The organism is Rhizobium sp. ERR 1071, assembly GCF_007828675.1.
In the GTDB taxonomy this organism is placed as follows: domain Bacteria; phylum Pseudomonadota; class Alphaproteobacteria; order Rhizobiales; family Rhizobiaceae; genus Rhizobium; species Rhizobium dioscoreae.
The window spans coordinates 180989-204300 of sequence record NZ_VITM01000002.1; the positions used below are offsets into that span (position 1 = coordinate 180989).

General features: G+C 60.3%; 20 protein-coding genes and 1 other RNA gene. 6 read left to right on the top strand and 15 right to left on the bottom strand.

What is annotated here, in order from left to right; all coding sequences use genetic code 11:
• Positions 1–78: 78 nt before the first annotated feature.
• Positions 79–1899 (bottom strand): ABC transporter transmembrane domain-containing protein, encoded by a 1821-nt coding sequence (locus tag FBZ99_RS06175; RefSeq protein WP_442966448.1) that lies wholly within the window; start codon positions 1897–1899, stop codon positions 79–81.
• Positions 1900–2074: 175 nt separating this feature from the next.
• Here FBZ99_RS06175 and rpmE point away from each other — a divergent pair, with 175 nt between their 5' ends.
• Positions 2075–2296, top strand: coding sequence for a 50S ribosomal protein L31 (gene rpmE / locus FBZ99_RS06180; protein WP_034503571.1), 222 nt, complete (start codon positions 2075–2077; stop codon positions 2294–2296).
• Positions 2297–2370: 74 nt separating this feature from the next.
• Here rpmE and FBZ99_RS06185 read toward each other — a convergent pair whose 3' ends face one another.
• From FBZ99_RS06185 to FBZ99_RS06200, 4 genes are all read right to left on the bottom strand, one after another.
• A complete protein-coding gene (locus FBZ99_RS06185; RefSeq protein ID WP_145631974.1) occupies positions 2371–4308 on the bottom strand; it encodes an elongation factor G in 1938 nt (645 codons plus the stop codon).
• Positions 4309–4583: 275 nt separating this feature from the next.
• Positions 4584–5099 carry a protease adaptor protein RcdA gene (rcdA, locus tag FBZ99_RS06190; protein ID WP_113330375.1) on the bottom strand — a complete coding sequence of 172 codons (516 nt, stop codon included), beginning with the start codon at positions 5097–5099 and terminating at the stop codon, positions 4584–4586.
• A 384-nt stretch (positions 5100–5483) separates the two neighbouring features.
• Positions 5484–5675 carry a DUF1192 domain-containing protein gene (locus FBZ99_RS06195; protein ID WP_069611864.1) on the bottom strand — a complete coding sequence of 64 codons (192 nt, stop codon included), beginning with the start codon at positions 5673–5675 and terminating at the stop codon, positions 5484–5486.
• 29 nt (positions 5676–5704) lie between these two features.
• Entirely contained in the window at positions 5705–6979 is a 1275-nt protein-coding gene (locus tag FBZ99_RS06200) for an MFS transporter (protein ID WP_145631976.1), read from the bottom strand.
• A gap of 225 nt (positions 6980–7204) precedes the next feature.
• Between FBZ99_RS06200 and FBZ99_RS33050 the strand changes: the two genes are divergently transcribed.
• Positions 7205–7366, top strand: a complete 162-nt coding sequence (locus FBZ99_RS33050; RefSeq protein WP_173002429.1) for a hypothetical protein — start codon at positions 7205–7207, stop codon at positions 7364–7366.
• 48 nt (positions 7367–7414) lie between these two features.
• On the opposite strand, the gene FBZ99_RS06205 is transcribed toward FBZ99_RS33050, so the two are convergent.
• From FBZ99_RS06205 to tkt, 8 genes are all read right to left on the bottom strand, one after another.
• Positions 7415–8332, bottom strand: coding sequence for a PhzF family phenazine biosynthesis protein (locus tag FBZ99_RS06205; RefSeq protein ID WP_113355195.1), 918 nt, complete (start codon positions 8330–8332; stop codon positions 7415–7417).
• 179 nt (positions 8333–8511) lie between these two features.
• Positions 8512–9696 carry a serine hydrolase domain-containing protein gene (locus tag FBZ99_RS06210; protein WP_233788672.1) on the bottom strand — a complete coding sequence of 395 codons (1185 nt, stop codon included), beginning with the start codon at positions 9694–9696 and terminating at the stop codon, positions 8512–8514.
• Between the two features lie 411 nt (positions 9697–10107).
• A complete protein-coding gene (locus tag FBZ99_RS06215; RefSeq protein ID WP_113355191.1) occupies positions 10108–11133 on the bottom strand; it encodes a class I fructose-bisphosphate aldolase in 1026 nt (341 codons plus the stop codon).
• A gap of 216 nt (positions 11134–11349) precedes the next feature.
• The gene (locus FBZ99_RS06220; protein WP_113355189.1) at positions 11350–12552 is read right to left on the bottom strand and encodes a phosphoglycerate kinase; all 1203 of its coding nucleotides are present in this window, start codon (positions 12550–12552) and stop codon (positions 11350–11352) included.
• Positions 12553–12623: 71 nt separating this feature from the next.
• A complete protein-coding gene (locus tag FBZ99_RS06225) occupies positions 12624–14474 on the bottom strand; it encodes a potassium/proton antiporter (RefSeq protein WP_145631980.1) in 1851 nt (616 codons plus the stop codon).
• A 442-nt stretch (positions 14475–14916) separates the two neighbouring features.
• Entirely contained in the window at positions 14917–15501 is a 585-nt protein-coding gene (locus FBZ99_RS06230; protein WP_145631982.1) for a putative glycolipid-binding domain-containing protein, read from the bottom strand.
• 2 nt (positions 15502–15503) lie between these two features.
• A complete protein-coding gene (gap, locus tag FBZ99_RS06235; RefSeq protein ID WP_113389153.1) occupies positions 15504–16514 on the bottom strand; it encodes a type I glyceraldehyde-3-phosphate dehydrogenase in 1011 nt (336 codons plus the stop codon).
• A 64-nt stretch (positions 16515–16578) separates the two neighbouring features.
• On the bottom strand, positions 16579–18561 hold the full coding sequence (gene tkt, locus FBZ99_RS06240; RefSeq protein ID WP_145631984.1) for a transketolase: 1983 nt from the start codon (positions 18559–18561) through the stop codon (positions 16579–16581).
• A gap of 402 nt (positions 18562–18963) precedes the next feature.
• On the opposite strand from tkt, the gene FBZ99_RS06245 reads away from it, so the two are divergent.
• The 3 genes from FBZ99_RS06245 (at position 18964) to ssrS (ending at position 19888) form a co-directional block, all read left to right on the top strand.
• Entirely contained in the window at positions 18964–19239 is a 276-nt protein-coding gene (locus FBZ99_RS06245; protein WP_015341018.1) for a DUF4164 domain-containing protein, read from the top strand.
• 47 nt (positions 19240–19286) lie between these two features.
• Positions 19287–19664 (top strand): cell division protein ZapA, encoded by a 378-nt coding sequence (locus FBZ99_RS06250; protein WP_113355179.1) that lies wholly within the window; start codon positions 19287–19289, stop codon positions 19662–19664.
• Positions 19665–19729: 65 nt separating this feature from the next.
• A non-coding RNA gene (ssrS, locus tag FBZ99_RS06255) (6S RNA) lies at positions 19730–19888 on the top strand.
• 94 nt (positions 19889–19982) lie between these two features.
• Here ssrS and FBZ99_RS06260 read toward each other — a convergent pair.
• Positions 19983–21782, bottom strand: a complete 1800-nt coding sequence (locus tag FBZ99_RS06260) for a chloride channel protein (protein WP_145631986.1) — start codon at positions 21780–21782, stop codon at positions 19983–19985.
• A gap of 327 nt (positions 21783–22109) precedes the next feature.
• Between FBZ99_RS06260 and FBZ99_RS06265 the strand changes: the two genes are divergently transcribed.
• Positions 22110–22547, top strand: a complete 438-nt coding sequence (locus FBZ99_RS06265; RefSeq protein WP_113330366.1) for a MarR family winged helix-turn-helix transcriptional regulator — start codon at positions 22110–22112, stop codon at positions 22545–22547.
• 41 nt (positions 22548–22588) lie between these two features.
• On the opposite strand, the gene FBZ99_RS06270 is transcribed toward FBZ99_RS06265, so the two are convergent.
• Positions 22589–23302, bottom strand: a complete 714-nt coding sequence (locus tag FBZ99_RS06270) for an SDR family oxidoreductase (protein ID WP_145631988.1) — start codon at positions 23300–23302, stop codon at positions 22589–22591.
• Positions 23303–23312: the final 10 nt, after the last annotated feature.

Below are 23312 nucleotides of genomic sequence, written 5' to 3' on the forward strand. Positions count from 1 at the left end.
GGGATAACGCCGAAAATCTAGCTCAACTTTGAAACTATTTCTACAAGGTTGTATTTGGCACGACTTGCCCGATTATCGCTATTTCGCAATGAGCATATGCTCCTCGATGCCGGCATCGAATTGCAGGCGGGCGAGCTTCGCATAGATCCCGCCGTGGCGAATCAGGCTCTGGTGCGTGCCTTCCTCGACGATACGGCCCTGATCCAGCACCAGAATGCGGTCGGCCTTGAGGACGGTCGCCAGGCGGTGAGCGATGACGAGGGTCGTGCGCGCCTCCATCAAGCCCTCCAGCGCCTTCTGAACGAGCGTCTCGCTTTCGGCATCGAGAGCGGAGGTTGCTTCATCGAGCAGCAGGATCGGCGCATTCTTCAGGATGGCGCGGGCAATGGCGACGCGCTGGCGCTGGCCGCCTGAAAGAGTGACACCGCGCTCGCCGACCTGCGTATCATAGCCTTGTTCGAGGCGTGAAATGAACTCGTCCGCCTGAGCGGCGATGGCGGCGGCGCGCACCTCGTCGCGCGAGGCGCCAGGGCGGCCGAAGGCGATGTTGTCATGAATGGAGGCTGCGAAGATGGTGGTGTCCTGAGGGACAATTGCGATGCGCTCACGCAGGGCATCCGGCAGCACATCGCGCGCATCGACACCATCCAGGGCGACGTGGCCCTTCTGCGGATCGTAAAAGCGCAGCAGCAGCGAAAAGATGGTGCTCTTGCCGGCGCCCGACGCGCCGACGATTGCGACCGTTTCCCCCGGCTTCACGGAGAAGGAGAGCCCATGCAGTGCCGATCTGTTCGGTCGCGACGGGTAAGAGAAATGGACGTCGGAAAATTCCACGCGACCCTGTGGCGGCTGCGGCAAGGGCAGGGGATTGGCCGGAGGTACGATCGGCGATACCTCTGCAAGGAGCTCGCCCAGGCGATCGGCAGCACCTGCAGCCTGGGAGAGCTCGCCCCAGACTTCCGACAGCGAGCCCAACGAGGAGCCGGCGATGACGGAATAGAGCAGGAACTGGCCGAGCGTGCCGGCCGACATCGTGCCGGCGAGCACATTCTGCGCACCGACCCAGAGAACCGCGACGATGCTGCCGAAGACCATGGCAATGGCAAAGCCCGTCAGCAGCGAGCGGGATTTGATCGCCGCACGTGCCGCCTGATAGGCATCCTCAACGGCGCTGCCGTAGCGCAGAGCGGCGGCGTTCTCGCCGTTGTAGGCCTGAATGGTGCGGTTGGCCGCGATGGTCTCGTTGGCATAGGCGGATGCCTGCGCCAGTGTCTCCTGCGCGGCTCGCGAGCGCTTGCGCACGGAACGGCCGAAACTGACCAGCGGTAGAACGATGATCGGGATCGCGATCAGCACGATGCTCGAGAGCTTCGGACTGGTGACGATCATCATGATCACTGCGCCGAGACAGAGAATCAGGTTGCGCAGCGCAACGGAGGCGGTGGCGCCGACCGCAGACTTGATCTGCGTCGTATCCGCCGTCAGCCGCGAGACGATCTCGCCGGACTGATTGACGTCGAAGAAGGAGGGCGACAGCCGCGTCACGTGGTCGAAGACCTCGCGGCGCATATCGGAGACGATGCGCTCGCCGATGGATATGACGAAGTAATAGCGCAGCGCGCTTGCAGCCGCGAGCAACAGGGCCATGATCATGATCGCTACGAAGTAGCTGTCGATCAGACCGCGATCGGCCTGATCGAAGCCGTGATCGATCATACGGCGGACGGCGACCGGCAAGGCGAGCGAGGTAACGGCGGCGATGACGAGCGATATGATTGCGCCTGCCACCATGCCCCGATATCGCCTGAGGTATGGCGCCAGTCGTCCGAGAGGACGGATCGAACGGGTTTTCTTTTCCTCAGCCTGGCCAGTCTCTGACAAGTCGTCTCCAATCCCCATATCAGCAAGGGACTCGACGTTTTCGCCCCTTGTTATCGCCGCTGCCTTCATGTATAGGCACGCCATCTTAATTGGAAGCCGTGGCCTTTAACGGACTGCGGCTTCATTTATTCAATCGGTTCGGTTGCCGCAATGCCTTGCGACAAATGGACCCTGGCATGACAGGAAGATTGTTATGAAGGCCAACATCCATCCCGACTACCACACCATCAAGGTGGTCATGACCGACGGCACCGAATATGAAACCCGCTCGACCTGGGGTTCTGAAGGCGCTGTCATGAACCTCGAAATCGACTCCAAGTCCCATCCGGCTTGGACCGGCGGCAACCAGCAGATGATGGACCGTGCCGGCCGCGTTTCGAAGTTCAACAAGCGCTTCGGCGGTCTCGGCATCTAATCGCATTGCGATTTGCCGCTTGAAAAAAGCCCGGTTTTGCCGGGCTTTTTTGCGTTGATACAGAGCTCGCACCCTCATCGCACACGCCGCAGGTAATCGGCACGGTCGAACGGATTTGCCGCTGCGCGCTCCCGTACACGGTGCGGACCCGATAAGGGCATATGGTGATCGAAGGCGTGCTCCAGGACGCCGGCTCCGCCCGACAATCCCGGCAATTGCCTTTGGATCGTGTGGATCATCGATGATGCCACCGTGCCCTCCAGTCGTGCGATACCATCGTCGATCAGCGATCTTCTCATCGATGCGCCGGATTTCGCGAGCAGGCTGTGCACGCCAGCCAACGCCGTTGCCGGTATCTCGACGTGAAAATGCTCGATAGGCTCGCATAGGATCGTCTGTGCGGATGAAAGCGCGGATGCGAGCACCAGCGGCGTCAGCTTGCGGAAGTCGACCGCCGTGCTCGCCGGCGAACTTTGCCGCGCCGCCGTCATGGCGACGTGGCAATCGATGATCTGCCAGCCGAAAAGACCTTCCTTGAGCGTTTCGAACGTAGCTTCCTCGACTGCCCGATAGAAGCTTGCCGGCATCTGGCCGACATCCACCTCGAGGGCAAAGCTGTTTCCGCTGCCTTCCGGCCGTGGCTCGACGCGCAAGCCGATGGTTGCGAGAAACGGATTGGGCTCCTTGAATATGTGCTCAACCGCGCTTCCCGTTCCAGCCGGCCTTTCGACATAGATGACGGTGCTTTCCTCGAAGGCGATGTCGAGGCCGAACTCGGTCGAGAGGGTTGCCTGGATGACCTCCTTCTGCACTTCGCCATAGAGCGAGACATATATGTCGCCTGTTTCCTCATTGGCGCGCAGGTTGATGAGCGGATCCTGCTCTGCAAGTTGCCCCAGAGCCAGCCAGAGTGCTGCGTTTTCTGAAGGGCGCAGGGCGCGAATGCGGGTTTCCAAGGTCGGCGGCGCGAAGTGGCGAAGCGTGCCGAGCGGCCCTTCGATGCCGATCCAATCTCCGATACGGGCATTTGCGAGCCCGCCGACCTTGGCGATCTGCCCCGCGTGAACCTGTGAAACCTTGTCCGCTTTGCCATCGCGGAAAAGCTGAAGACTGCCGATCTTCGCCGAGCCGCGAGGAGTTTCGATGTCATCTCGAAGGTTGATCGTGCCCGATGCCAGATAGAGGTAGGCGAGCTTCTCGCCGCCCCACCCGCGTTCAATCTTGAAGATCGTCCCGGAAACCGGGTCGTCATGGTTCGGCTGCCGGCTCGGCAGCAGGGTTTCGATTGCCGAGATCAAGGCAGAGATCCCGAGACCCCGCGTCGCCGCACCGGCAAATGCCGGATGGATAGAGGACTTCGCTACCTGATCGGCCAAGGCTTGTTCCAGCCTCTGTCGTGTCAGGCGCTCGGGAGCCACAACATAATCTTCCAGCAAAGCCTCGTCGTTGATTGAAAGTGCTTCACACAGGCGCGAGAAATGCGGATCGCCGCCGAGATCGGCAGCTTCCACGGTGGCGAGCCTGCTGCCGGCAGCATGGACGATCGACATTGCAATGGGGCGGACCGCCAGCTGGGTCGCCATATCCTCAAGCACCTCATCATAGCGTGCGCCGAGGCGGTCGACCTTGTTGACGAAGAATATGAAGGGTATCCCGAGGCGTCGCAATGCTTTCACAAGCACGCGCGTCTGTGGCTGCACGCCCTCGACTGCAGACACGACGACCACTGCCGCATCGAGCAGCTGCAGCACCCGTTCGATCTCGGCGATGAAGTCCGGATGGCCAGGCGTATCAATGAGGTTCACCGTGACGTCACCGACGATGAAGGAAACCACCGCCGCGGCGATGGTGATGCCGCGTTGTCTTTCGAGTTCGAGACTATCGGTCTGCGTGCTGCCGGCGTCGACGCTGCCGAGTTTGTCGATTATGCCGGTGTCAAAAAGGAGCCGTTCCGTGAGGCTAGTCTTGCCCGCGTCTACATGGGCGAGGATGCCCAGATTCAATGTGCGCATGGTTCATCATCTTCTCAGAATTTCGGATTTGATTTTCGTGAGAAGTGAGTCGGCGCATTGGGTCCTCCACGCACATTCGATATCGGCCTGCTTCTCCCTTGAGAGAAGCATGCACTCTTTTTTACAGAGGTTTCACGGAATCCGTCAAGTTTGGCCCGGCTTCGACTTCAGGCCTAACTCTGCGCACGGCTTTTCGGAGGGCTGGATGATTGCTCAAAACAAAACCGGCCACGTCAGGCGCGGCCGGTTTGAAATCATTGCGGATTGTCTGAAGCTCAGTTGCCGCCAAATGCGGTCTGCAGCAGGGTCAGCTGTGCCTTGACGCTGTTTTGGTTGTCCGGAACGATAGCAGCTTCCGTCGGGCGGTAGATTTCGCGATCGAGAATGGCGACGCGATTCTGCAGGCGCAGCGAACGCTCCACGAGATCACGGAAGGATTCCGGCAGGTCATTCCAGCCCGGCGCGTTGCGGTCGACGTTGAAGCCGTCGAGGCGAACCTTGTTCTTTTCGGCCAATACCTGATCGCGCGACATTTCGCCATTGTTGACGGCGCGCTGGAGGAGCAGCCAGGAGGCCATCTGCATCAGACGGGTGGTCAGTCGCATGGATTCGGCGGCATAAAGCACGGAGGCCATGCGCGGCAGAACTTTGGAAGCGGCGCGGCCTTGGCCGTCGAGATAACCGGCGGTTTCTTCGACCAGCGACATGCCTTCAGAATAAAGCGCCCTGAACTGCGCCGACGATGCGGCGTGGCCAGCAAAGCTGATCGTGTTCAACCCAAGTTCCGACATCGAATAAATCCCTGCTTCACGCAACACTTTTGTTCAGGAAAAGCCGGTCAAGTCCCTAAGAGCTTTCGGCATCCGCTTTTATGACTTTAAGATGGTTGTTTTAACTGAAATTCGCAAGGCGATTCTTAAGAAAGGGTTAATCTCCACAGTTTCGGCGAGGTCCGCGATACAGGACAAAAAAGAAGAGCCGCAAAAGCGGCTCTCAAGGTAAAACAGGGAGAAAAATCAGACCAATTCGCCAAGTGGAGGAACTGTCTGAGTCCAGAGCGAATCTGGATGGTCATAGTAATATGTCGTAAAGCTTAATATTGAGTTGACCATGCCTTGATCCTGGACTCCCCCGCACGGATTTCGTGCTATGGCAAGCCACCTTGGAACGGTGCGTCAGAAGCGGAAAAGACTATCCGCCGCTTTTCGGCCGGAGGTCTTGGTGGCGATTTCCTCTTCCAGCCGGGCTATCTCGCCCTGAAGCAATGCGACGCGACTTTTCAGCTCGTCCACCGACAGTAACGACAGGTCACTACCGATCTCATGGGCGGACGGCTGCTTGGGACGATCATCATCGAATAGGCTCATTTCGGCTCCTCCTTTCCCTTGTCGAGGGATCAGGTGCCGTAATTTACAGTTATATCGTCCTTTTTTGAAGTCTCGCTGCGCGCGAGCGCCATGCTCTCCGGCGTGATCATCTGCGCGTTGGCCGACGGCATGGTCGTATAGGCGTCGCGATCGCCCACCGGCTTTGCGGCACGCATGCGGCTGCGGAAGATCGAATAGGAGGTAATCAGCACATGGGCGATGGCGGTGACGAAGAACAGCGAGTAGGGGCCGATGGAGGACATGACCGGGCCACTCAGCGTCGGCCCTATGATTGTGCCGATGCCATAGAGCAGCAGCAGGCCGCCCGACACCTTAACGAAATCCTCCGGCGCGGCGAAGTCATTGGCATGGGCGACGGCAATCGGATAGAGGGTGTTGGCGACGGCGCCGTAGATGACGACCATGCTGATGAGGAAAGCCGGGCTGCCCGGCTTCAACAGGAAGAGCAGCAGGCCGTCGAGGGCTGCGATTGCAGCCATGCCCGCAAGCACGTAGCGGCGGTCGATGCGATCGGACAGGCGGCCGGCCGGCAGCTGCATCACAGCGCCGGCAAAGATGGTCGAACTCATCATCAGCGCGATATCGCCTTCTGAAAGGCCGGCCTTGGCGCCGAAGACGGCGCCAAGCGTGCCGTATGCGCCATTGGCGATGCCGACGAGCAGGATGCCGATCGAGGCGACCGGCGAATTGCGGTAGAGCGCTCTCAGGTCGAGGCTGACGGCCTTCAGCGGCTGCGGCGAGGCGGCGGTCGACAGCGTGGTCGGCAGCATGGCGATACAATAGCAGATGCCGCACACCATGAAGAGGATGGGCGTATGGACATCGGCGAAGGGCACCATCATCTGCCCGGCGACGGCGCCGATCAGCGTAATACCGATATAGAGTGAGAAGATCGCGCCACGGCTTTCATTGGTGGCGCGTTCGTTGAGCCAGCTTTCGATGATCATCGAAGTGCCGGCCGTGCAGAAGCCGGTCACCGCGCGCAGCGCCACCCACCAGATGGGGTCGACGATAATGCCGGTCAAAAGCGCGATAATGGCGATGACGGAGATGAAGCCCGAAAAGGCACGCACATGGCCTATGCGCCGGACCAGTTTCGGCGCCGTCAGGCAGCCGAGCACGAAGCCCGTCGCCCAGGTGGTGCCGAGCAAACCGAGCGTCGTCGTCGCATAGCCTTCGGCCGTGCCGCGCACAGGCAGCAGCAGGCTGTGCAGGCCATTGCCCGTAAACAGGAACAGCGTGCCGAACAGCAGAGCGAGTACCGGCAATATGTTTCTTTTCATGCTCCCCACCTTCATGCCGCTCCATTTAAGGAGCCGAAAGACAGGATCGTGCCCTGCCTGCATTCGCTATTGATTGTGTCCCGGATTGCCGCTATCGGCCTGTAGAAACAGTCTGTTGGCGCGGAAAAATGTCCGTCCTATGACGATTAGAGCATGATCGCGAAAGGCGTGCAGCGGTTTTTGGTCGCGGCTGCCCTCACTCTTGCATAAACGGGGAAAAATAGCGTGACAAAAGCCATAGCGATGCTGCTTCTGCTCGCCATGGCGGTGCACATCATCAAGCCTTTGGGGCTGCCGGGCCTGAGGCGCAGGGCCGATTTTTGGAAGATCGCTATCTTCGCCTTTGCCGTCTGGACCGTGGCGCTCGTTATCAACGAGGTGTTTTAGCGCATTTTAGGCTAAATTCAGGGCTTCAGCGCCGCCACGCGCGGCTGCCTAAAGTTGGATCTCTCCGCGCATGAGGGAGACGCAGCTGCCCGACAGCAAGACTTCGTTTACCGTGCCGGCAGATTTCCTGACATCAACGCCGATAAGGCTGCGTCTTCCCATCTCCACGCCCTGTTCGATAGTGATTTTCACCTCCGCATCCCGTGCCGGCAGCAGGGAAGTCAGATAGGCGCTGATCGCGGCAGAGGCGCTGCCGGTCGCCGGGTCTTCCGTGACGTTGTCGAGCGGCGCGAACATGCGGGCGCGAATAGCCCACGGATTTTCTGCCGAGCGCACATAGAGAAAGAGCGAAAAGCCGGTCTTGTCTTCCTTGTGGCGTGCGGCCGCTTCAGCAAAAACGGCGGCGTTCGGCCATGCCTTGGCGAGCGTTTCGAGGCTATCCAGCTCTGCGAAGGCGAAAGGCAGGCCGACGGACGCGAAAGTCGGCGCATGGGTTGTGTGGCGGATCGATTGCGGATCGATCTGCACGCAAGCGGCAATCAGTTCGTCGGCAATGGTTTCGCCGATCGTAAGCCTGCCCGGTGCGCGAATGCTTGCGCCGGAGACGCTGCCACCGTTGCGCAACAACGTTACCTCGACAAGCCCGGCATCCTCTTCGAAGATCAGCCTGTCGCTTATGGATTTTCCGAAGATCGCTTGCTGCTGGCCGAGGACGAAGGCGGTGCCGACATTGGGATGGCCGGCAAAAGGGATTTCGGCCGTGGGCGTGAAGATGCGGACGTGGGCCGTATGCTCCGGGTTTTCCGCCGGCAGCACGAAGGTCGTTTCCGAATAACCGAACTCGGCTGCGATCTTCTGCATGGCGCCGCTGTCGAGACCGCGGGCATCGGGAATGACGGCCAGGGGATTGCCGACGAAGCGTTCGGATGTGAAGACGTCGACGGTGACGTAGGCAACGGTGTTCATGACGGCTCCCGGCAGCTTTGGTGGAACTGCCAGGATTTAGCCGCTGCTCGGGCAAGCTTGAAAGCCGGAACTTGTGTCCGTGACAAGTTGGCTAACGGTTCTGGCGAAGATAGCCTCTTATCCCAACCCCTTCTCCTCAACGGGAGAACGGGTTTTCTGCAGCACGCATGAAGATCGCTTCAATTGCTCTGGAACTGTTTGAGCACGCTGGACCAGAGTTCGACGAGCTCGGCACTGCCGACATCGCCGGGCTTCGCACGGACCGCGGTGTGTACGAGAACCAGATGTGTCGTCGGGTCGACCAGGATGCGCTGGCCGGCTTTGCCGTCCAGGAAAAACGTTCGGCGCGGACCGGGCATCAGCCAGGTCTGATAGCCGTAGCCCCAGGGGTTCGTTTCGTGATTGACCGCCAGGAACGAGCCTTGCTTGACCGGCTCCGTGGCATCCAACAGCCATTGGCGGGGTATTATTTGCCGGCCGTTCAAGGCGCCGTCATGCGCGAGCAGCAGGCCAAAGCGGGCATAATCGCGAAGTGTCGCGCTGAAGCAGCAGTAGCCGACCTCTTGGCCGGTGCTGTCGACCTGCCAGTTCGCGCTGGCTTCCGCACCCATCGGCTGCCAGATGCGGGTCTGGAGATAATCCGCCATGCTCATATGGGTGGCGTGGGTCAGGACCAAGCTCAGCCCTTCGGTGTCAAGATTGCTATAGTGCCACACCGTATCGGGAGGAGCGACCCGCTTGTTGAACCGCGATACGGCCGTAATGGGGTCGAGTTTTTCCGGGCCGAGCAATGAATTGCTGAGATGAACGTTGTCGTCGGGGTTGCCGAAGTTTTCGGTGAAGGCAATGCCGGAAGCCATATGCAGCAATGCGCGGATCGGCGTAACGCCCATCTCTGTGCCTTTCAGTTCCGGCACATAGGTCTCAACCGTATCGTCGATCGAATGGATGGCGCCCTCGGAAATCGCAATTCCGATCATCATGGCGGTCAAGGTTTTCGCCATGGATTGCGAGACAAGCCGGTCGCGGTCGGTGCGGCCATATTGGTAATGTTCGAACAGGATCGTGTCGTTGTGGGCAATCAGCAGGCCAGTGGTGGGATTGGTGGCGAGATATTTCGACAAGGAGCCGGTTTCCGTGCCGAACGTGAACTTGACCGAAATCTCGGACGGCGCGCGTAAGAGGAGTAGCGGATGCTCGGCGGCGGCGATCATATGCGTTGGCGCAAGCTTATCGGCGTGACTGAAATTGCCGATCATGTTCCGTTGTTCGCTCAGCGGCAGGCCGACGGGATAGCCGAGTTTCTCACCGTAAGCCTCTGCATCCGGTCCTGTCGCGGAAAAGACGGGAACGGCCGTCTGCAATTGTTGGGCGCGAGAAGTGTCTATTTGTGCAACTAAGAATACAGAAAGAACAGCAACAAAACTGCGCCAAGCAAGCATATGGCAACCCCTCTATTTGGCCCCTTTATTATAAGTGGGACAATCCAGTGCCGTGTTTTCGTAACATCCATTTGACACGGATTGCTTTCCGATATCACGGCAAGCCTATTCTTGTCATTGTGACAGATGTGACTTGCTCTGTTCTGAATGCCCGGCTGGCTATTCCCCGAAAGCAAAAAAAGCCCCGGTCGCATCGCGACCGGGGCCTTTCGTGCATTCGAATACTCTAGTGGTTCAGCTTTTCACAGCGTCATCGAACCACTCTATCCCTTTGTTTCCAAGCAATTCCGAGAAAATTGCAGTGCCCTTTTCCTGGAATTGCTCCAGCTGACATCAGGCAGCCTGTTCGCGATCCTTTGTCCAGCTACCCTTGGCGGCGAGATAGTTCATCTCGGCGCGATGGGTGAAAGCACGTTGGCCGGCGGCAACGTTTTCCGGCTTGCCGCCCCATGCCTTCAGCGCGCTGTCCTGCAGGGCGCGACCATAGGAGAAGGTCACTTTCCAGGGCAGTTCATAACCGGAGTTGATGGCGGAGAGATGGGCCGTCGCCTCTTCGGTGGACTGGCCGCCGGAGAGGAAGGCGATGCCGGGAACGGCCGACGGAACGGTTTCCTTCAAAACCTTGACGGTGCGTTCGGCGACCTGCTCGACCGAGGCCTTGCGGACCTTCTTGCCGTCGATGACCATGCTCGGCTTCAGGATCATGCCTTCGAGCTTGATGCGGGCTTCTGCGAGTTCCTGGAAGACGATCTGCAGCGTCCAGCGGGTGACTTCCTCGCTGCGATCGAGGCTCTGCGTGCCGGGTTCGCCATCCATCAGCACTTCCGGTTCAACGATCGGGACGATCTTGGCCTGCTGGCAGAGGGCGGCATAACGGGCAAGCGCGTGGGCGTTGGCCTTGATGGCGCCATAGGTCGGCAGCGTATCGGAAACGGCGATCACGCCACGCCACTTGGCGAAGCGGGCGCCGGCGTCATAATATTTCGCCAGACGATCCGCGAGGCCGTCCAGGCCTTCGGTAACGGTTTCGCCGGGGAAGGCGGCGAGCGGCTTGGCGCCGACATCGACCTTGATGCCGGGAATGCTGTCGGCAGCCTTGATGATATCGACGAAGGGGGTGCCGTCGGCGGCCTTCTGGAAGAGGGTTTCCTCATAGAGGATGACGCCGGAGATGTACTTCTTCATTGCGTCGTCGGAGCGGAAGAGCATCTCGCGATAGTCGCGGCGGCTCTCTTCCGTTGATACGAGAGAGATGGCGTCGAAGCGCTTCTTGATCGTGGCGGTGGATTCATCCGCCGCCAGGAGGCCCTTGCCACCAGCAACCATCTTTACGGCAATGTCTTCAATTCGTTCGCTCATTTTGTTTCTCCAAGGCGATTTCATTCGGCGACAAGAACAATATAGATCGGCGATAACAGAAGTGTAGAAGGAGGGAAATGGCAGGCTAACTAATTGAAACGATTGAAATGATTTCAACCGTTTGAAAGTCTTTCATGTAATCCTAGCACTCATGGAAAAGCCGCGAAAGCTTTAGCTTTCGCGGCCGGTATCATTCGCGGCGATAAGGCTTGCTGTTTACTTGCCGGCCTGCAGAACTGCGACACCCGGCAGGACCTTGCCTTCCATCCATTCGAGGAAGGCACCGCCCGCCGTCGAGACATAGGTGAAGTCGTCGGCAACGCCCGCATGGTTCAGCGCCGAAACCGTATCGCCGCCGCCGGCGACGGAGGTCAGCTTGCCAGCTTTCGTGCATTCAGCAGCGTATTTGGCGACTGCGACAGTTGCGGCATCGAAGGGCGTGATTTCGAAGGCGCCGAGCGGGCCGTTCCAGACGAGCGTGGTGGCGCGGCCGATCCAGTTCTTGATTGCTTCAATCGACTTCGGACCGACATCGAGCACCATGGCATCGGCGGGGATCGCTTCGATCGCGACGACTTTGTTGTCGGCACCGGCCTTGAACTCACGGGCGACAACGCCGTCTTCCGGCAGCACGATCGCGCAGCCGGAGGCAGCGGCTTCGATCATAATCTGCTTTGCGGTATCGGCGAGATCATGTTCGCAGAGCGACTTGCCGACATTGGTGCCGCGGGCGGCGATAAAGGTGTTGGCCATGCCGCCACCGATGACAAGCGCATCGACTTTTTTCACCAGATTCATCAGGAGGTCGATCTTGGTGGAGACCTTGGCACCGCCGACAATGGCGACGACAGGGCGGACCGGATTGCCGAGGCCCTTTTCCAGGGCTTCAAGTTCCGCCTGCATTGTGCGGCCCGCATAGGCCGGCAGCAGGTGGGCAAGGCCTTCCGTGGAAGAGTGGGCGCGATGCGCGGCCGAGAAGGCGTCGTTGACGTAGATATCGCCATTGGCGGCAAGCGCCTTGGTGAAGGCTGCGTCGTTCTTTTCCTCTTCCTTATGGAAGCGAGTGTTTTCCAGCAGCAGGATGTCGCCATTGTTCATCTTGGCAACGGCGTCGGCCGCCGGAGCGCCGATGCAATCGGAGGCGAACAGAACGGCATGATCCAGAACTTCTTCGACGGCCGGCACGATGAGACCGAGGGAGAGATCCGGGGAGGGGCCATCCTTCGGGCGGCCGAAATGGGCAAGCAGAATGACCTTGGCGCCCTTTTCGGACAATTCGAGAATCGTCGGGGCGACACGTTCGATGCGGGTCGCATCGGTGACCTTGCCATCCTTGACCGGCACGTTGAGGTCGACGCGCACCAATACGCGCTTGCCGGAGATGTCGGTGAGATCGTCGAGGGTTTTGAAGGCTGCCATGGGAGGATCCAATATTGTTGGTGGCGAAAAGCGGGCCGACCATACTACGGATGATCGCAGACGCAAGGCGTTCAGACGTCGTTTTTGCCCGTCGTCGAATCGCTTGAAACGACTTCATGCGCGCGCTCGCGGCGCTTCTGCAGGTAGGCGCGGATACTCTTCAGGATATCATGGAGATTGATGAAGATCGGCATGATGACGGGCGGTTCCACCGCCTCGAGCGACATTCCGACGGATTGGATATGATCGTTCTCGTCGAGATCGCGGACGATGAGGATAATCTCGCCCAGACGAACGCGATCCGCATAGTCGGCCTTGCCACCGAGGCGATGGCGCATGAGCTCCGCTATGGTCAGTCCCTTCTCCTGCTCACTCAGCAGGCCCGGCCCATAGGCAGCATCGAGATCGGCGGCAGGGCGAAGCGGTGAGATCGAGAAGGCGCCGAAGAATTCGGCATCCTCAGGATCGACCGGCGCGCGGCTAGCGAAGAGGCGGTCGAGCAGGCGCGAATAATTGGGGGAGACGAAAAGATAGACGACATCATTTTCGCGCAGGCGCCCGGCATATTGATAGCGCATGGACTTGCCGTCGCGAACGATCAGCGATGGTGTTGCCCAGCGCGGAATGCGCTCGCCGCGCAGGACCGGACTGTCCTTCACGACACGATAGGAGAGGAGTTCGTGGTTGACCGTGCCCGGCAGGTCGACCTCGACCTTGTCGATCGCGCCCATGCGCGGGGGAATGATGAGGCCAAGCCGGCGCGCCATCGGCTTGATGGTCCAGCCCTGTACGAGCAGTGACACCAGCACGACGATGAAGGCGACGTTGAAATAGGTTTGGCCAGCCTGCAGGCCGCCGAGGATCGGCATGATGGCCAGAAGAATGGAGACGGCACCGCGCAGACCGACCCAGGCGACGAAGCCGGTTTCCCGCTGCGTATAATCGAACGGCAGCACACAGAGCCAGACGGCAATCGGCCGGGCAACGAAGATCAGGAACAGTGCCAGCGCGATGGCGGGGATGGCGATCGCCGGAAATTCCGAGGGCGTGGCGAGCAGACCGAGCACGAGGAACATGATGATCTGCGCCAGCCAGGTCATGCCGTCCTGGAAACGCTTGATCGAGGCCGATGCGGGCAGCTTGCGGTTGCCGGCATAGATGCCTGCGACATAGACGGCCAAGAAGCCGCTGCCGCCGACAGCGCCGGTAAACGAGAAGACGAGGAGCGCGAGCGCCAGCACGAAGATGGGCGTCAGGCCGCGATCCGTTTCCAGGCGGCTGACAATGAGGACGATCATCATGCCGCCGAGCAGGCCGAGTATGACACCCAGCCCCATCTGCTGGACAAAGGTGGCAAGCATGGCGAGGTTGATGCCGGCATAGCCTTCGCCATTTGCCAGGAGTTCGACCAAGGCAAGCGTCAGAAAGATCGCCATCGGATCGTTGGTGCCGGATTCGACTTCCAGTGTCGAGCGTACCTTGTCACGGATGTTGATGCCGCCAATGCGCAGCAGGAAGAAGACCGCGGCCGCATCCGTCGAGGCGACGATGGAGCCGAGCAGCAGGCCCTGCAGCCAAGTGAAGCCGAGCAGCCAGGTGGCGGCAAGGCCGAACAATGCCGCCGTTACGACGACGCCAACGGAAGCGATGGTCAGCGCGGGTGCCGCAGCAAGCTTGAAGGCCTGGATCGGAGTGCCGTAGCCGGAGTCGAAGAGGATGATGGCTAGCGCCAGAGAGCCGAGAATATAGGCGAGATAATTGTTGGAGAATTCGATGCCGAGGCCGTCCGTGCCGGCGGCAAGGCCGATCATCAGGAAGAGCAGCAGCAGGGGAGCGCCGAAACGGAAAGCAAGGAGGCTGGAGAAAGCCGCGATGAGAATGAGAACCGTGCTGATCAGCACGATAATATAAAATGCCTCCACCTTTTCTTCCCCTTTTCCGTGCGCCGCTGCTGGGGCCAAAAAGCCCGGAATGCGGAAATCCCTTCGTCATCCCATCATGCAGTCCTGCCGACCATATTGGCAAATATGGCCTTAATCAGAGGAGAGCTTTACGACTGAGCCCGCCCTGACGATTGCAACAGCATGGTGTGATGCGCTTTTGCCAGAACGGCGAAGCGGCTTGGAATACACTGGGAGACTTCCTACCAAAATTTATTGGTAAATCTGGACCATAGCAGGGCAGGGAGAGCAAAGATTGGGGCTTTTGAAGGGCAGTTGCGATGGGGGCTGCTGAGACCTCAGAGTTATCCTACCGTTCGAAACCGAAAGGCTTGTGTGGATCCTCGGCTTGATCCGGGGATCCAGCACAAGCGCGCATGATTTCATGGCATAAATGGGTAGGAGCCGTCAGCATGGGCGAAGCTCAAATATCCATACGCCTGAAATAGATCGGATAGTCGATCACCAGCCCATCTTCGTCGACCGGAAGATCGACGGTGAAATCCCGGTCCTCGGCTGCATAGCGGTAGAGCTTTTCCGGCACGATGCAGGTGTAATGCTGTCTGTCGCACACAGGTTCGAAGGTTTCGAACGGGATATAGAGCATGGAGAGCTTGGCAGTTCCATCTTGCGGCGTCATTTCCAGCCGACGGATCGGCAGGCTGTTGGTGAAGGGCGAGCCATAGAGATCGATATCGACGCAACCATCGAATTGCGGCAGGGGCTCGCTATCCTCGGTGCGCCAATGTCCTTTGCCGTCCGAGATCAGCGCGAGGCGGCGTCCGTCGGTGGTTTCGACCGAGAAGGAAAGAACGGCCCAGCCTGCGGAGCAATCGATGCGATAGGAAACGCCATAAGGCGTGCCTCCGCGGGCACCAATGATAATGCCGGCAGCACGGATGGCCGTGCTGCCGGCATTATCGAGAGGGGTGATCGTCAGGTGCTCCAGCCCGTCTCCTTCCAAGGGACGCCAGCGGACTGTCGTCGGAAGGAGCGGGCGGAAGGCCATGATCAGATCGTCTTGGCGAAGGCGACTGCCGTGTCTGACATGCGGCTCGAGAAGCCCCATTCGTTGTCGTACCACGACAGGACGCGCACGAAGTTGCCTTCCATGACCTTGGTCTGGTCGGTCGCGAAGATCGACGAGTGGCTGTCATGGTTGAAGTCACGGGAAACCAGCGGCTCGTCGGTATAGCCGAGGATGCCCTTCAGCTTGCCGTTCGATGCAGCCTTGATGGCTTCGTTGATTTCGCCGACCGTCGTTGCCTTCTTGGCCACGAACTTGAAGTCGACGACCGAGACGTTTGGCGTGGGAACGCGGATCGACGTGCCGTCGAGCTTGCCCTTGAGGTGCGGCAGAACGAGACCGACAGCTTTTGCGGCGCCCGTCGACGTCGGGATCATGGACAGGGCTGCGGCGCGGGCGCGGTACAGGTCCTTGTGCATGGTGTCGAGCGTCGGCTGGTCGCCGGTGTAGGAGTGAATGGTCGTCATGAAGCCATGGTCGATGCCAACGGCGTCATCGAGAACCTTAACGACCGGAACTAGGCAGTTCGTGGTGCAGGATGCATTGGAGATGACCAGATGCTCCTTGGTGAGCTGGTCATGGTTGACGCCGAAAACGACGGTCAGATCGGCGCCGTCGGCAGGAGCCGAAACGATGACGCGCTTGGCGCCGGCCGTCAGGTGAGCGGCGGCCTTGTCGCGAGCCGTGAAGATGCCCGTGCATTCCATGGCGATATCGACGCCGAGATCGCGGTGCGGCAGGGTTGTCGGGTCCTTGATCGCCGTGACCTTGATCGGCTTGCCGCCGCCAACGATGATCGTGTCGCCTTCGACCTTCACTTCGGCGGGGAACTTGCCATGGATGGAATCGTAACGCAGCAGGTGGGCGTTGGTCTCGACCGGCCCAAGGTCGTTGATGGCAACGATCTCGATGTCGGTGCGGCCGGATTCGACGATTGCGCGCAGAACGTTACGGCCGATACGGCCAAAGCCGTTGATAGCAACTTTTACAGTCATTGAATGTCACTCCCGTTCACTCAGGGTGTTTATCTATTGGATTTGAGAGCGCTTGTCAGCGCCCTCAGGAAAGCTTTGCCTCAGCGGCGGCGACAACGGCCTCCGTCGTGATGCCGAAATGCTTGTAGACGTCCTTGTAGGGAGCGGAAGCGCCGAAGCTCTTCATGCCGATGAACGCGCCTTCCGGTCCGATGAAGGCATCCCAGCCTTCGCGAACGCCGGCTTCGACGGCAACCTTGACCGGCGAGTTGCCGATGACTTCCTTGCGGTAGGCGTCCGGCTGCTCGAAGAAGAGTTCGGTGCAGGGAACGGAAACGACGCGCGTGGAGACGCCCTTGCCTTCCAGGACCGCGCGGGCAGCAACGGCGAGTTCAACTTCGGAGCCCGAAGCGAAGATCGTGACCTTGGCGCCGGCATTGCCGGCCAGCGTGTAGGCGCCAAGTTCGCAGAGGTTCTTCTCGCTATATTCCGTACGGGCGGCCTGCAGGTTCTGGCGCGTCAGGGCGAGGCCGGACGGACGGTTCGTCGTCTTGATGGCGATCTGCCAACATTCGGCCGTTTCCGTGGCGTCGGCCGGGCGGAACAGCTGGAAGTTCGGGATAGCGCGCAGGCTGGCGACCTGCTCGACCGGCTGGTGGGTCGGGCCGTCTTCGCCGACGCCGATGGAATCATGCGTCAGGACGTGGATGGCGCGAATGCCCATCAGGGCGGCGAGGCGCAGCGGCGGGCGGCAATAATCCGAGAAGATCAGGAAGCCGCCGCTATAGGGGATGAGACCGCCGTGGAGCGCGATGCCGTTCATGGCAGCAGCCATGCCGTGTTCGCGGATACCCCAATGCATGTAACGGCCGGAGAAATCGGTCGGGGTGATCGACTTCATCTGGCTGGTCTTGGTGTTGTTCGACGGCGTCAGGTCGGCGGAGCCGCCGAGCGTTTCCGGAATGAAGCCGTTGATGACTTCGAGCGCGTCTTCCGAAGCCTTGCGAGTTGCGACGGTCGGCTTGGTTTCCGCGAGCTTCTTCTTGTAGTCGCTGATGGCGGCGTCGAATCCATCAGGCAGCTTGTGATCGAAGCGGCGGGTGAATTCAGCCTTCTTGGCCGGGTCGGCGGCGGCAAGGCGGCCTTCCCAGGCTTCGCGGGTGCCGATGGAGCGTTCGCCGGCAGCGCGCCATTCACCGAGGATGTCGTTCGGAATGACGAAGGGCTCGTAGGGCCAGTTGAGAGCAACGCGGGTCGCGGCGATTTCCTCGACGCCGAGCGGCGAGCCGTGGACTTTATGGGTGCCCTGCTTGTTCGGAGCGCCGAAGCCGATGATCGTCTTGCAGGCGATCAGCGTCGGGCGGTCGGACTTGTGGGCGGCTTCGATGGCGGCAGCGATGGCGGCCTGGTCGTGACCGTCGATTTCGATCGTGTTCCAGTGAACAGCCTTGAAGCGAGCGACCTGATCGGTCGAGTCCGAAAGCGAAACGGCACCGTCGATGGTGATGGAGTTGTTGTCCCAGAACAGGATCAGCTTGTTGAGCTTCAGGTGGCCGGCCAGCGCGATCGCTTCATGGCTGATACCTTCCATCAGGCAGCCGTCGCCGCACATGGCATAGGTGTAGTGATCCTGAAGCTCGGCGCCGAACTCCTCGCGCAACTTGCGTTCGGCAATCGCCATGCCGACGGCATTGGCAATACCCTGGCCGAGCGGGCCGGTGGTGGTTTCGATGCCCGTGGCGTGACCATATTCCGGATGGCCGGCGGTCTTGGATCCGAGCTGGCGGAAGCGCTGGAGCTCTTCGACCGTCATGTCGGGATAACCGGTCAGATAGAGGACCGAATAAAGCAGCATCGAGCCGTGGCCAGCCGACAGGACGAAGCGGTCGCGGTCCGGCCACAGCGGGTTCTTCGGATCGAAGCGCAGATATTTGCTAAAGAGAACGGTGGCAACATCAGCCATCCCCATCGGCAAACCGGGGTGACCGGAATTGGCCTTCTCGACAGCATCCATGGCAAGGAAACGGATCGCATTCGCCATCCGGTCGTGTTGTTCGCGAGAGTTCATGGGTTTTTCCGCAGTGTTCCGGGTTCGGGGGATGGCCACACGCTTGGGAGGGAGGGCCATCGGTTGAAAGGCGGGTGAAGGGGAGACGCTCTTCCGAACGCCATTTTCAACGTCGCCTCAGGCGGTCGAGACATAGCAGTTGGGGCGAGCAAGTCAATAAATCGAGGGCTCAATACGAGCCTCTCGGGGCAATTTTTTGACATTTGCCCGTTCACTTTTACAAAAGACGACAATCATGCGACAAGGCCTGTGTAAGCGGCAAAGGCGGCATTCATCCACAGAATAGGGGGGCTGCCACATGACAGCCTTTATTGACGTGCTGTTGCCGAGTTGAATATTGTTGCGAAATCAGACAAGTGGCCGGATGTTTTGATTCGGGCCTTGCGCGGAGATGCGAAGGGTATGACACCTTCAGGCAAAACGGTGGACGCGGCGCTCGCCCAATTGCGCCAGGCGCTTTCGACTTTGGAGAGTGCCGTCGACGGACGGTTCGAGCGGGAACGGGCGCAGAGCGATATAGAAGGCGAGGTCCGTAGGGTTCACGCCGATCGATCCCGCCTTGCCCAGGAACTGGATCAGGCCGAGTTCCGCGCGAACCGGCTGGAGGAGGTCAATCGCGAAGTGTCGCGCCGGCTCGTGACGGCGATGGAAACCATAAGAGCCGTGCTGGACCGCTGATCCCTCGGGAGGCAGCCGTCGCAGTGCGGCAGTGATCGGAAAGTCGAATGGCACAAGTAACGGTAACGATCGACGGCAAAGCCTACCGGATGGCCTGCGAAGAGGGCCAGGAAGACCATCTGACGGATCTCGCCAATCGCTTCGACCGTTATGTCATGCATTTGAAGAGCCAGTTCGGTGAGATCGGCGATCTCAGGCTGACCGTCATGGCCGGGATCATGATCATGGACGAGGTATCGGAATTGACGCGGCGGGTCTCGGCGCTGGAAGCCGAGCTGGAGTCCCTGACCAGCAATCGTGATACGGCGCTCGCCGCAAACGCCCGCGCCGAGGAGACGCTGGCGAGCGTGATCGACGAAGTGACGACGCGCATTCACGGCATCACCGAGAAGCTTTTAGAGCGGCCGGGCGTCGAGCAGGCTTGAGTTATTTCTGGGGCTGCCCGTCGCAGCCCTCTGGTAGAAAGCTTCAAAGCTCTTTATATAGTTCAGGCGGTCTGCGCTTCCCGACAGGAACCACAATCCCTGGGGCCATACTCGATCCAAAGGGAGCTGTCCCTGACCAGGCCCGTGGGCCTGGACACACGGTGCCCACCTACGTTTGTAGGCGCCCAGGATCGTAAACATCCATCGGTCGTCGTGGATCGCTCTTAAATCCTCCTGGCTGATTGCCAACTTCCTGGCGGATGGCCAAGGAAGGCGCCGCGCAGTTCTTCCGCCGCGCTGACGCCACTCCTCCTCCCCTTAACCTTTGGATCGCAGGTAAGCGCCGCGCTCGAGTTCGGCGCGATTGGTCGCACTGCGCAGCCGCAGCAGATCTTTGCGGGCGATAAGGCCGACGAGGCGGCCGGTCTGCGGCTCGACGACCGGAACACGTCCCGTATCGGCATGGATCATGATATCGGCGACGCGCCCCACCGTATCTTCGAGATGGGCAACCGGAAGAGACGTATCCGAGATCACGTCATAGAGCGATTGATCCATGAGGTCCGGTTCGCTCTGCCAGCGCAAGGCATCGGCGCGCGAGATCATGCCGACGAGGCGGTTATTCTCTCCGACGACGGGATAGAAGCGATGCGCATCCGGCCGCTCCGTCATCTGCGCCAGCGCTTCCAACAGGCGCATGGAGGCTGGCAATGTGTCCACCTCGGCGATCATGATGTCGCGGGCACGGGTCAGCTCGAACGGGTCGATGCCGTATTCGCGGGTAATGTGCTGGCCACGCCTTGCGATCTTTTCCGTCAGAATCGATCGTTTCAGCAGAAGGACGGTGACGGCATAGGCCGCGACCGTTGCCGCCAGCAGCGGCACCAGCGCACTCGTGTCTCCCGTCAGCTCGACGGCGAAGAAGGTGCCCGTCAGCGGAGCGCGCATAGTGCCGCCCATCATCGCTGCCATGCCGAGCATTGCCCAGAAGCCGGGATCGCCCGGCAGGGCGAGGCCGAGGAGCCAGCCGAGAGCGCCGCCGAGAATGAGCAGCGGCGCCAAGACGCCGCCCGAGGTGCCGGAGGACAGCGCCAAGAGCCAGATGCCGGCCTTGACCAGCAGGATCGCGAGCACCGCAGCAACGGTGATATGGCTATGCAAGAGATCGGCGATGATGTCGTAACCGACGCCCAGCGCACGCGGTTCGATCAGGCCTCCGAGCCCGACGACGAGGCCGCCCAGTGCGGGCCACCACATCCAGTGGATGGGCAGTTTTTCGAAGGCATCTTCGATCTTATAGAGCAAAGTCGTCAGCAAGCCGGATTGTAGGCCGGAGACGATGCCGAGGCCGGCGGCGAGCAGAATGCCCCACCAGGAGAGCGACATCTCGAAATGCGCGGGGAAGAGTGCGCCTCCGCCGATCAGCAGCGGCCGCCAGGCGACCGAAACGCAGGCCGCGACCGCGACCGGAATGAAGCTGCGCGGCTTCCATTCGAAGAGCAGCAGTTCGACGGCAAGCATGACGGCCGCGATCGGTGTGCCGAAGACCGCGGTCATGCCCGCCGCGGCGCCGGCGACAAGCAGGGTCTTTCTCTCGGCGGCGCTCAGATGGAAGAGCTGCGCGAAGAGCGAGCCGATGGCGCCGCCGGTCATGATGATCGGACCTTCCGCGCCGAACGGCCCGCCGGAACCGATCGAGATCGCCGATGACAGGGGCTTCAGCACTGCCACCTTCGGCGACATGCGGCTGCCGCCGATCAGGATCGCCTCGATGGCTTCGGGAATGCCGTGGCCGCGAATCTTTTCCGAGCCGAAGCGTGCCATCAGGCCGATGACGATGCCGCCAAGAATGGGAGCGGCCACCATCCATGGCGAGCGTGCCACAGTGGCGAAGGAGAGCGGCTCGGTGCTGATCTTGAACAGCCAGACGGCGTTGCTGACGAGCGCGATGAGATTGATGAGTACCCAGGCGGCGAAGGCGCCGCCGGTGCCGACGACGAGCGCCATGGCGATCAGAACCAGGACGCGCTTGTCCGTGGTGAAATCGCCATTGTCCTTGCGGGAGGCCCCGCCGGAGAAATCGTGATTGTGACTTGGTTGGATTGACGTGTCCTGCATGGGAGGCCTTCTGCGCCAGAGCATTTCCGCTTTTCTTTGAAAAGCGGAAGCACTCCATCTTCCTGTTCTTACGCATCCCGAACGGAAAACCGCTGCGCACTTTTCCTGGAATGCTCCAAGCGTGCGGGCTGTCCTTCAGCCGCTGCCCGCTTCGAGATGGCAAATATATCGTAATACGATATAAATCAACTCAAGGGCATTGCGATCTGCAAGATTCGTTTTCGGCGCTTTTGGTCCTTGATCCGGAGCATGCGGTTGCCGCAAAACCGCTGAAGATTTTGCGCGACATGCTTTAGGACCGCGAACAGCGGCAATGAGGACGATTTGATGGTGCGACGTGTGGATGAAGCTCTTTCGCAGGCTGACTATGAGGCGCTGGCGACGCTGCGCTACACCCTGCGCAAGTTCATGGATTTTAGCACGTCGGCCGCGCAGGAGGCAGGCCTCCCGCCGCAACAGCATCAGGCGCTGCTGGCGATCAAAGGCAATGGAACGGCCGAGGCGATGACGATCGGCATGCTCGCGGAAAAGCTGCTGATCGCACCGCATACGGCGACGGAACTTGTGGGGCGCCTGATCGACGGCGGCTATGTCACCCGCCATCCAGATCCAACGGACAAGCGCCGGCAGACGCTGCAGTTGACGGAAAAGTCCGAAGAGGTTCTGCAAACATTGAGCTCGATCCATCTGGCCGAAATCCGTGAGATGGCACCGCGGCTGATCGAGATCCTCACGCAGCTTCAGGCCGGCGTTCGTAGCGACTGAGGGCGCCATTGCCCGGTGATACCGGCAATGGCGCGGGGCGATTATTGGCCGAAACGGATGCCGCCGTCGCAGATCAGCGTATGGCCGCTGGTGAAGCCGTTACCGATCAGGAAGGCGATGGCTTCGGCGATCTCCTCAGGGCGGCCGACACGGCCAACGGGCGTGCGGGCTGCAAATCCGGCGAAGGTCTGCTCCTTCTGCTCCGCGGTGAAATCCCACCAGGGAGTATCGACGACGCCGGGCGACACACAATTTACCCGGATCGGCTTGAGCTCGACCGCGAGGATCGGCGCGAGGGCGGCTATGGCGGCATTGATGGTTCCGAGTCCTGCGGTTCCGGGCATCGCCGCCTGTGCCGAGACGGCAGAGACGAAGGTGATGCTGCCTTGCTTCGAAAGATGCGGAAGGCAAGCCTGGGCACAGGCGAAATGCGCCATGGTCTTCTGTTCGAAGCCTTTCCTGAGATCGGCGAGGTCTACCGTGGCGAAAGGGCCGGCGCCATTGCCGCCACCCAATGCCAGGACGAGATGATCGACCGGTCCGATTGCCTGGAAGGCCTCGGCGAGGCCGGCAAAGTCGGCAGCATCCATGGTCACGGTGGCAATATCGCCGTTGAGGCTTTGCCCGGCTGCCTGAAGTTTGGCGGCATCGCGACCCGTGATGGTGACACGATAGCCTTTTTCGCGAAGATGGGCGGCGGTCGCAAGACCGATGCCGGAGGAGCCGCCGATAATAGCGACGTGTTGAGACGACATGCGTGTCTCC

Excerpts from the sequence above, each read along its gene's own strand:
- FBZ99_RS06215 (WP_113355191.1), bottom strand. The coding sequence starts at position 11,133 with ATGAGCGAACGAATTGAAGACATTGCCGTAAAGATGGTTGCTGGTGGC.
- FBZ99_RS06185 (WP_145631974.1), bottom strand. The coding sequence starts at position 4,308 with ATGCGCACATTGAATCTGGGCATCCTCGCCCATGTAGACGCGGGCAAG.
- FBZ99_RS06230 (WP_145631982.1), bottom strand. The coding sequence starts at position 15,501 with ATGGCCTTCCGCCCGCTCCTTCCGACGACAGTCCGCTGGCGTCCCTTG.
- FBZ99_RS06260 (WP_145631986.1), bottom strand. The coding sequence starts at position 21,782 with ATGCAGGACACGTCAATCCAACCAAGTCACAATCACGATTTCTCCGGC.
- FBZ99_RS06245 (WP_015341018.1), top strand. The coding sequence starts at position 18,964 with ATGACACCTTCAGGCAAAACGGTGGACGCGGCGCTCGCCCAATTGCGC.
- FBZ99_RS06195 (WP_069611864.1), bottom strand. The coding sequence starts at position 5,675 with ATGAGCCTATTCGATGATGATCGTCCCAAGCAGCCGTCCGCCCATGAG.
- FBZ99_RS06250 (WP_113355179.1), top strand. The coding sequence starts at position 19,287 with ATGGCACAAGTAACGGTAACGATCGACGGCAAAGCCTACCGGATGGCC.
- tkt (WP_145631984.1), bottom strand. The coding sequence starts at position 18,561 with ATGAACTCTCGCGAACAACACGACCGGATGGCGAATGCGATCCGTTTC.
- FBZ99_RS06205 (WP_113355195.1), bottom strand. The coding sequence starts at position 8,332 with ATGAACACCGTTGCCTACGTCACCGTCGACGTCTTCACATCCGAACGC.
- FBZ99_RS06220 (WP_113355189.1), bottom strand. The coding sequence starts at position 12,552 with ATGGCAGCCTTCAAAACCCTCGACGATCTCACCGACATCTCCGGCAAG.
- rpmE (WP_034503571.1), top strand. The coding sequence starts at position 2,075 with ATGAAGGCCAACATCCATCCCGACTACCACACCATCAAGGTGGTCATG.
- FBZ99_RS06175 (WP_442966448.1), bottom strand. The coding sequence starts at position 1,899 with ATGGGGATTGGAGACGACTTGTCAGAGACTGGCCAGGCTGAGGAAAAG.
- rcdA (WP_113330375.1), bottom strand. The coding sequence starts at position 5,099 with ATGTCGGAACTTGGGTTGAACACGATCAGCTTTGCTGGCCACGCCGCA.
- FBZ99_RS06270 (WP_145631988.1), bottom strand. The coding sequence starts at position 23,302 with ATGTCGTCTCAACACGTCGCTATTATCGGCGGCTCCTCCGGCATCGGT.
- FBZ99_RS06265 (WP_113330366.1), top strand. The coding sequence starts at position 22,110 with ATGGTGCGACGTGTGGATGAAGCTCTTTCGCAGGCTGACTATGAGGCG.
- FBZ99_RS06200 (WP_145631976.1), bottom strand. The coding sequence starts at position 6,979 with ATGAAAAGAAACATATTGCCGGTACTCGCTCTGCTGTTCGGCACGCTG.
- gap (WP_113389153.1), bottom strand. The coding sequence starts at position 16,514 with ATGACTGTAAAAGTTGCTATCAACGGCTTTGGCCGTATCGGCCGTAAC.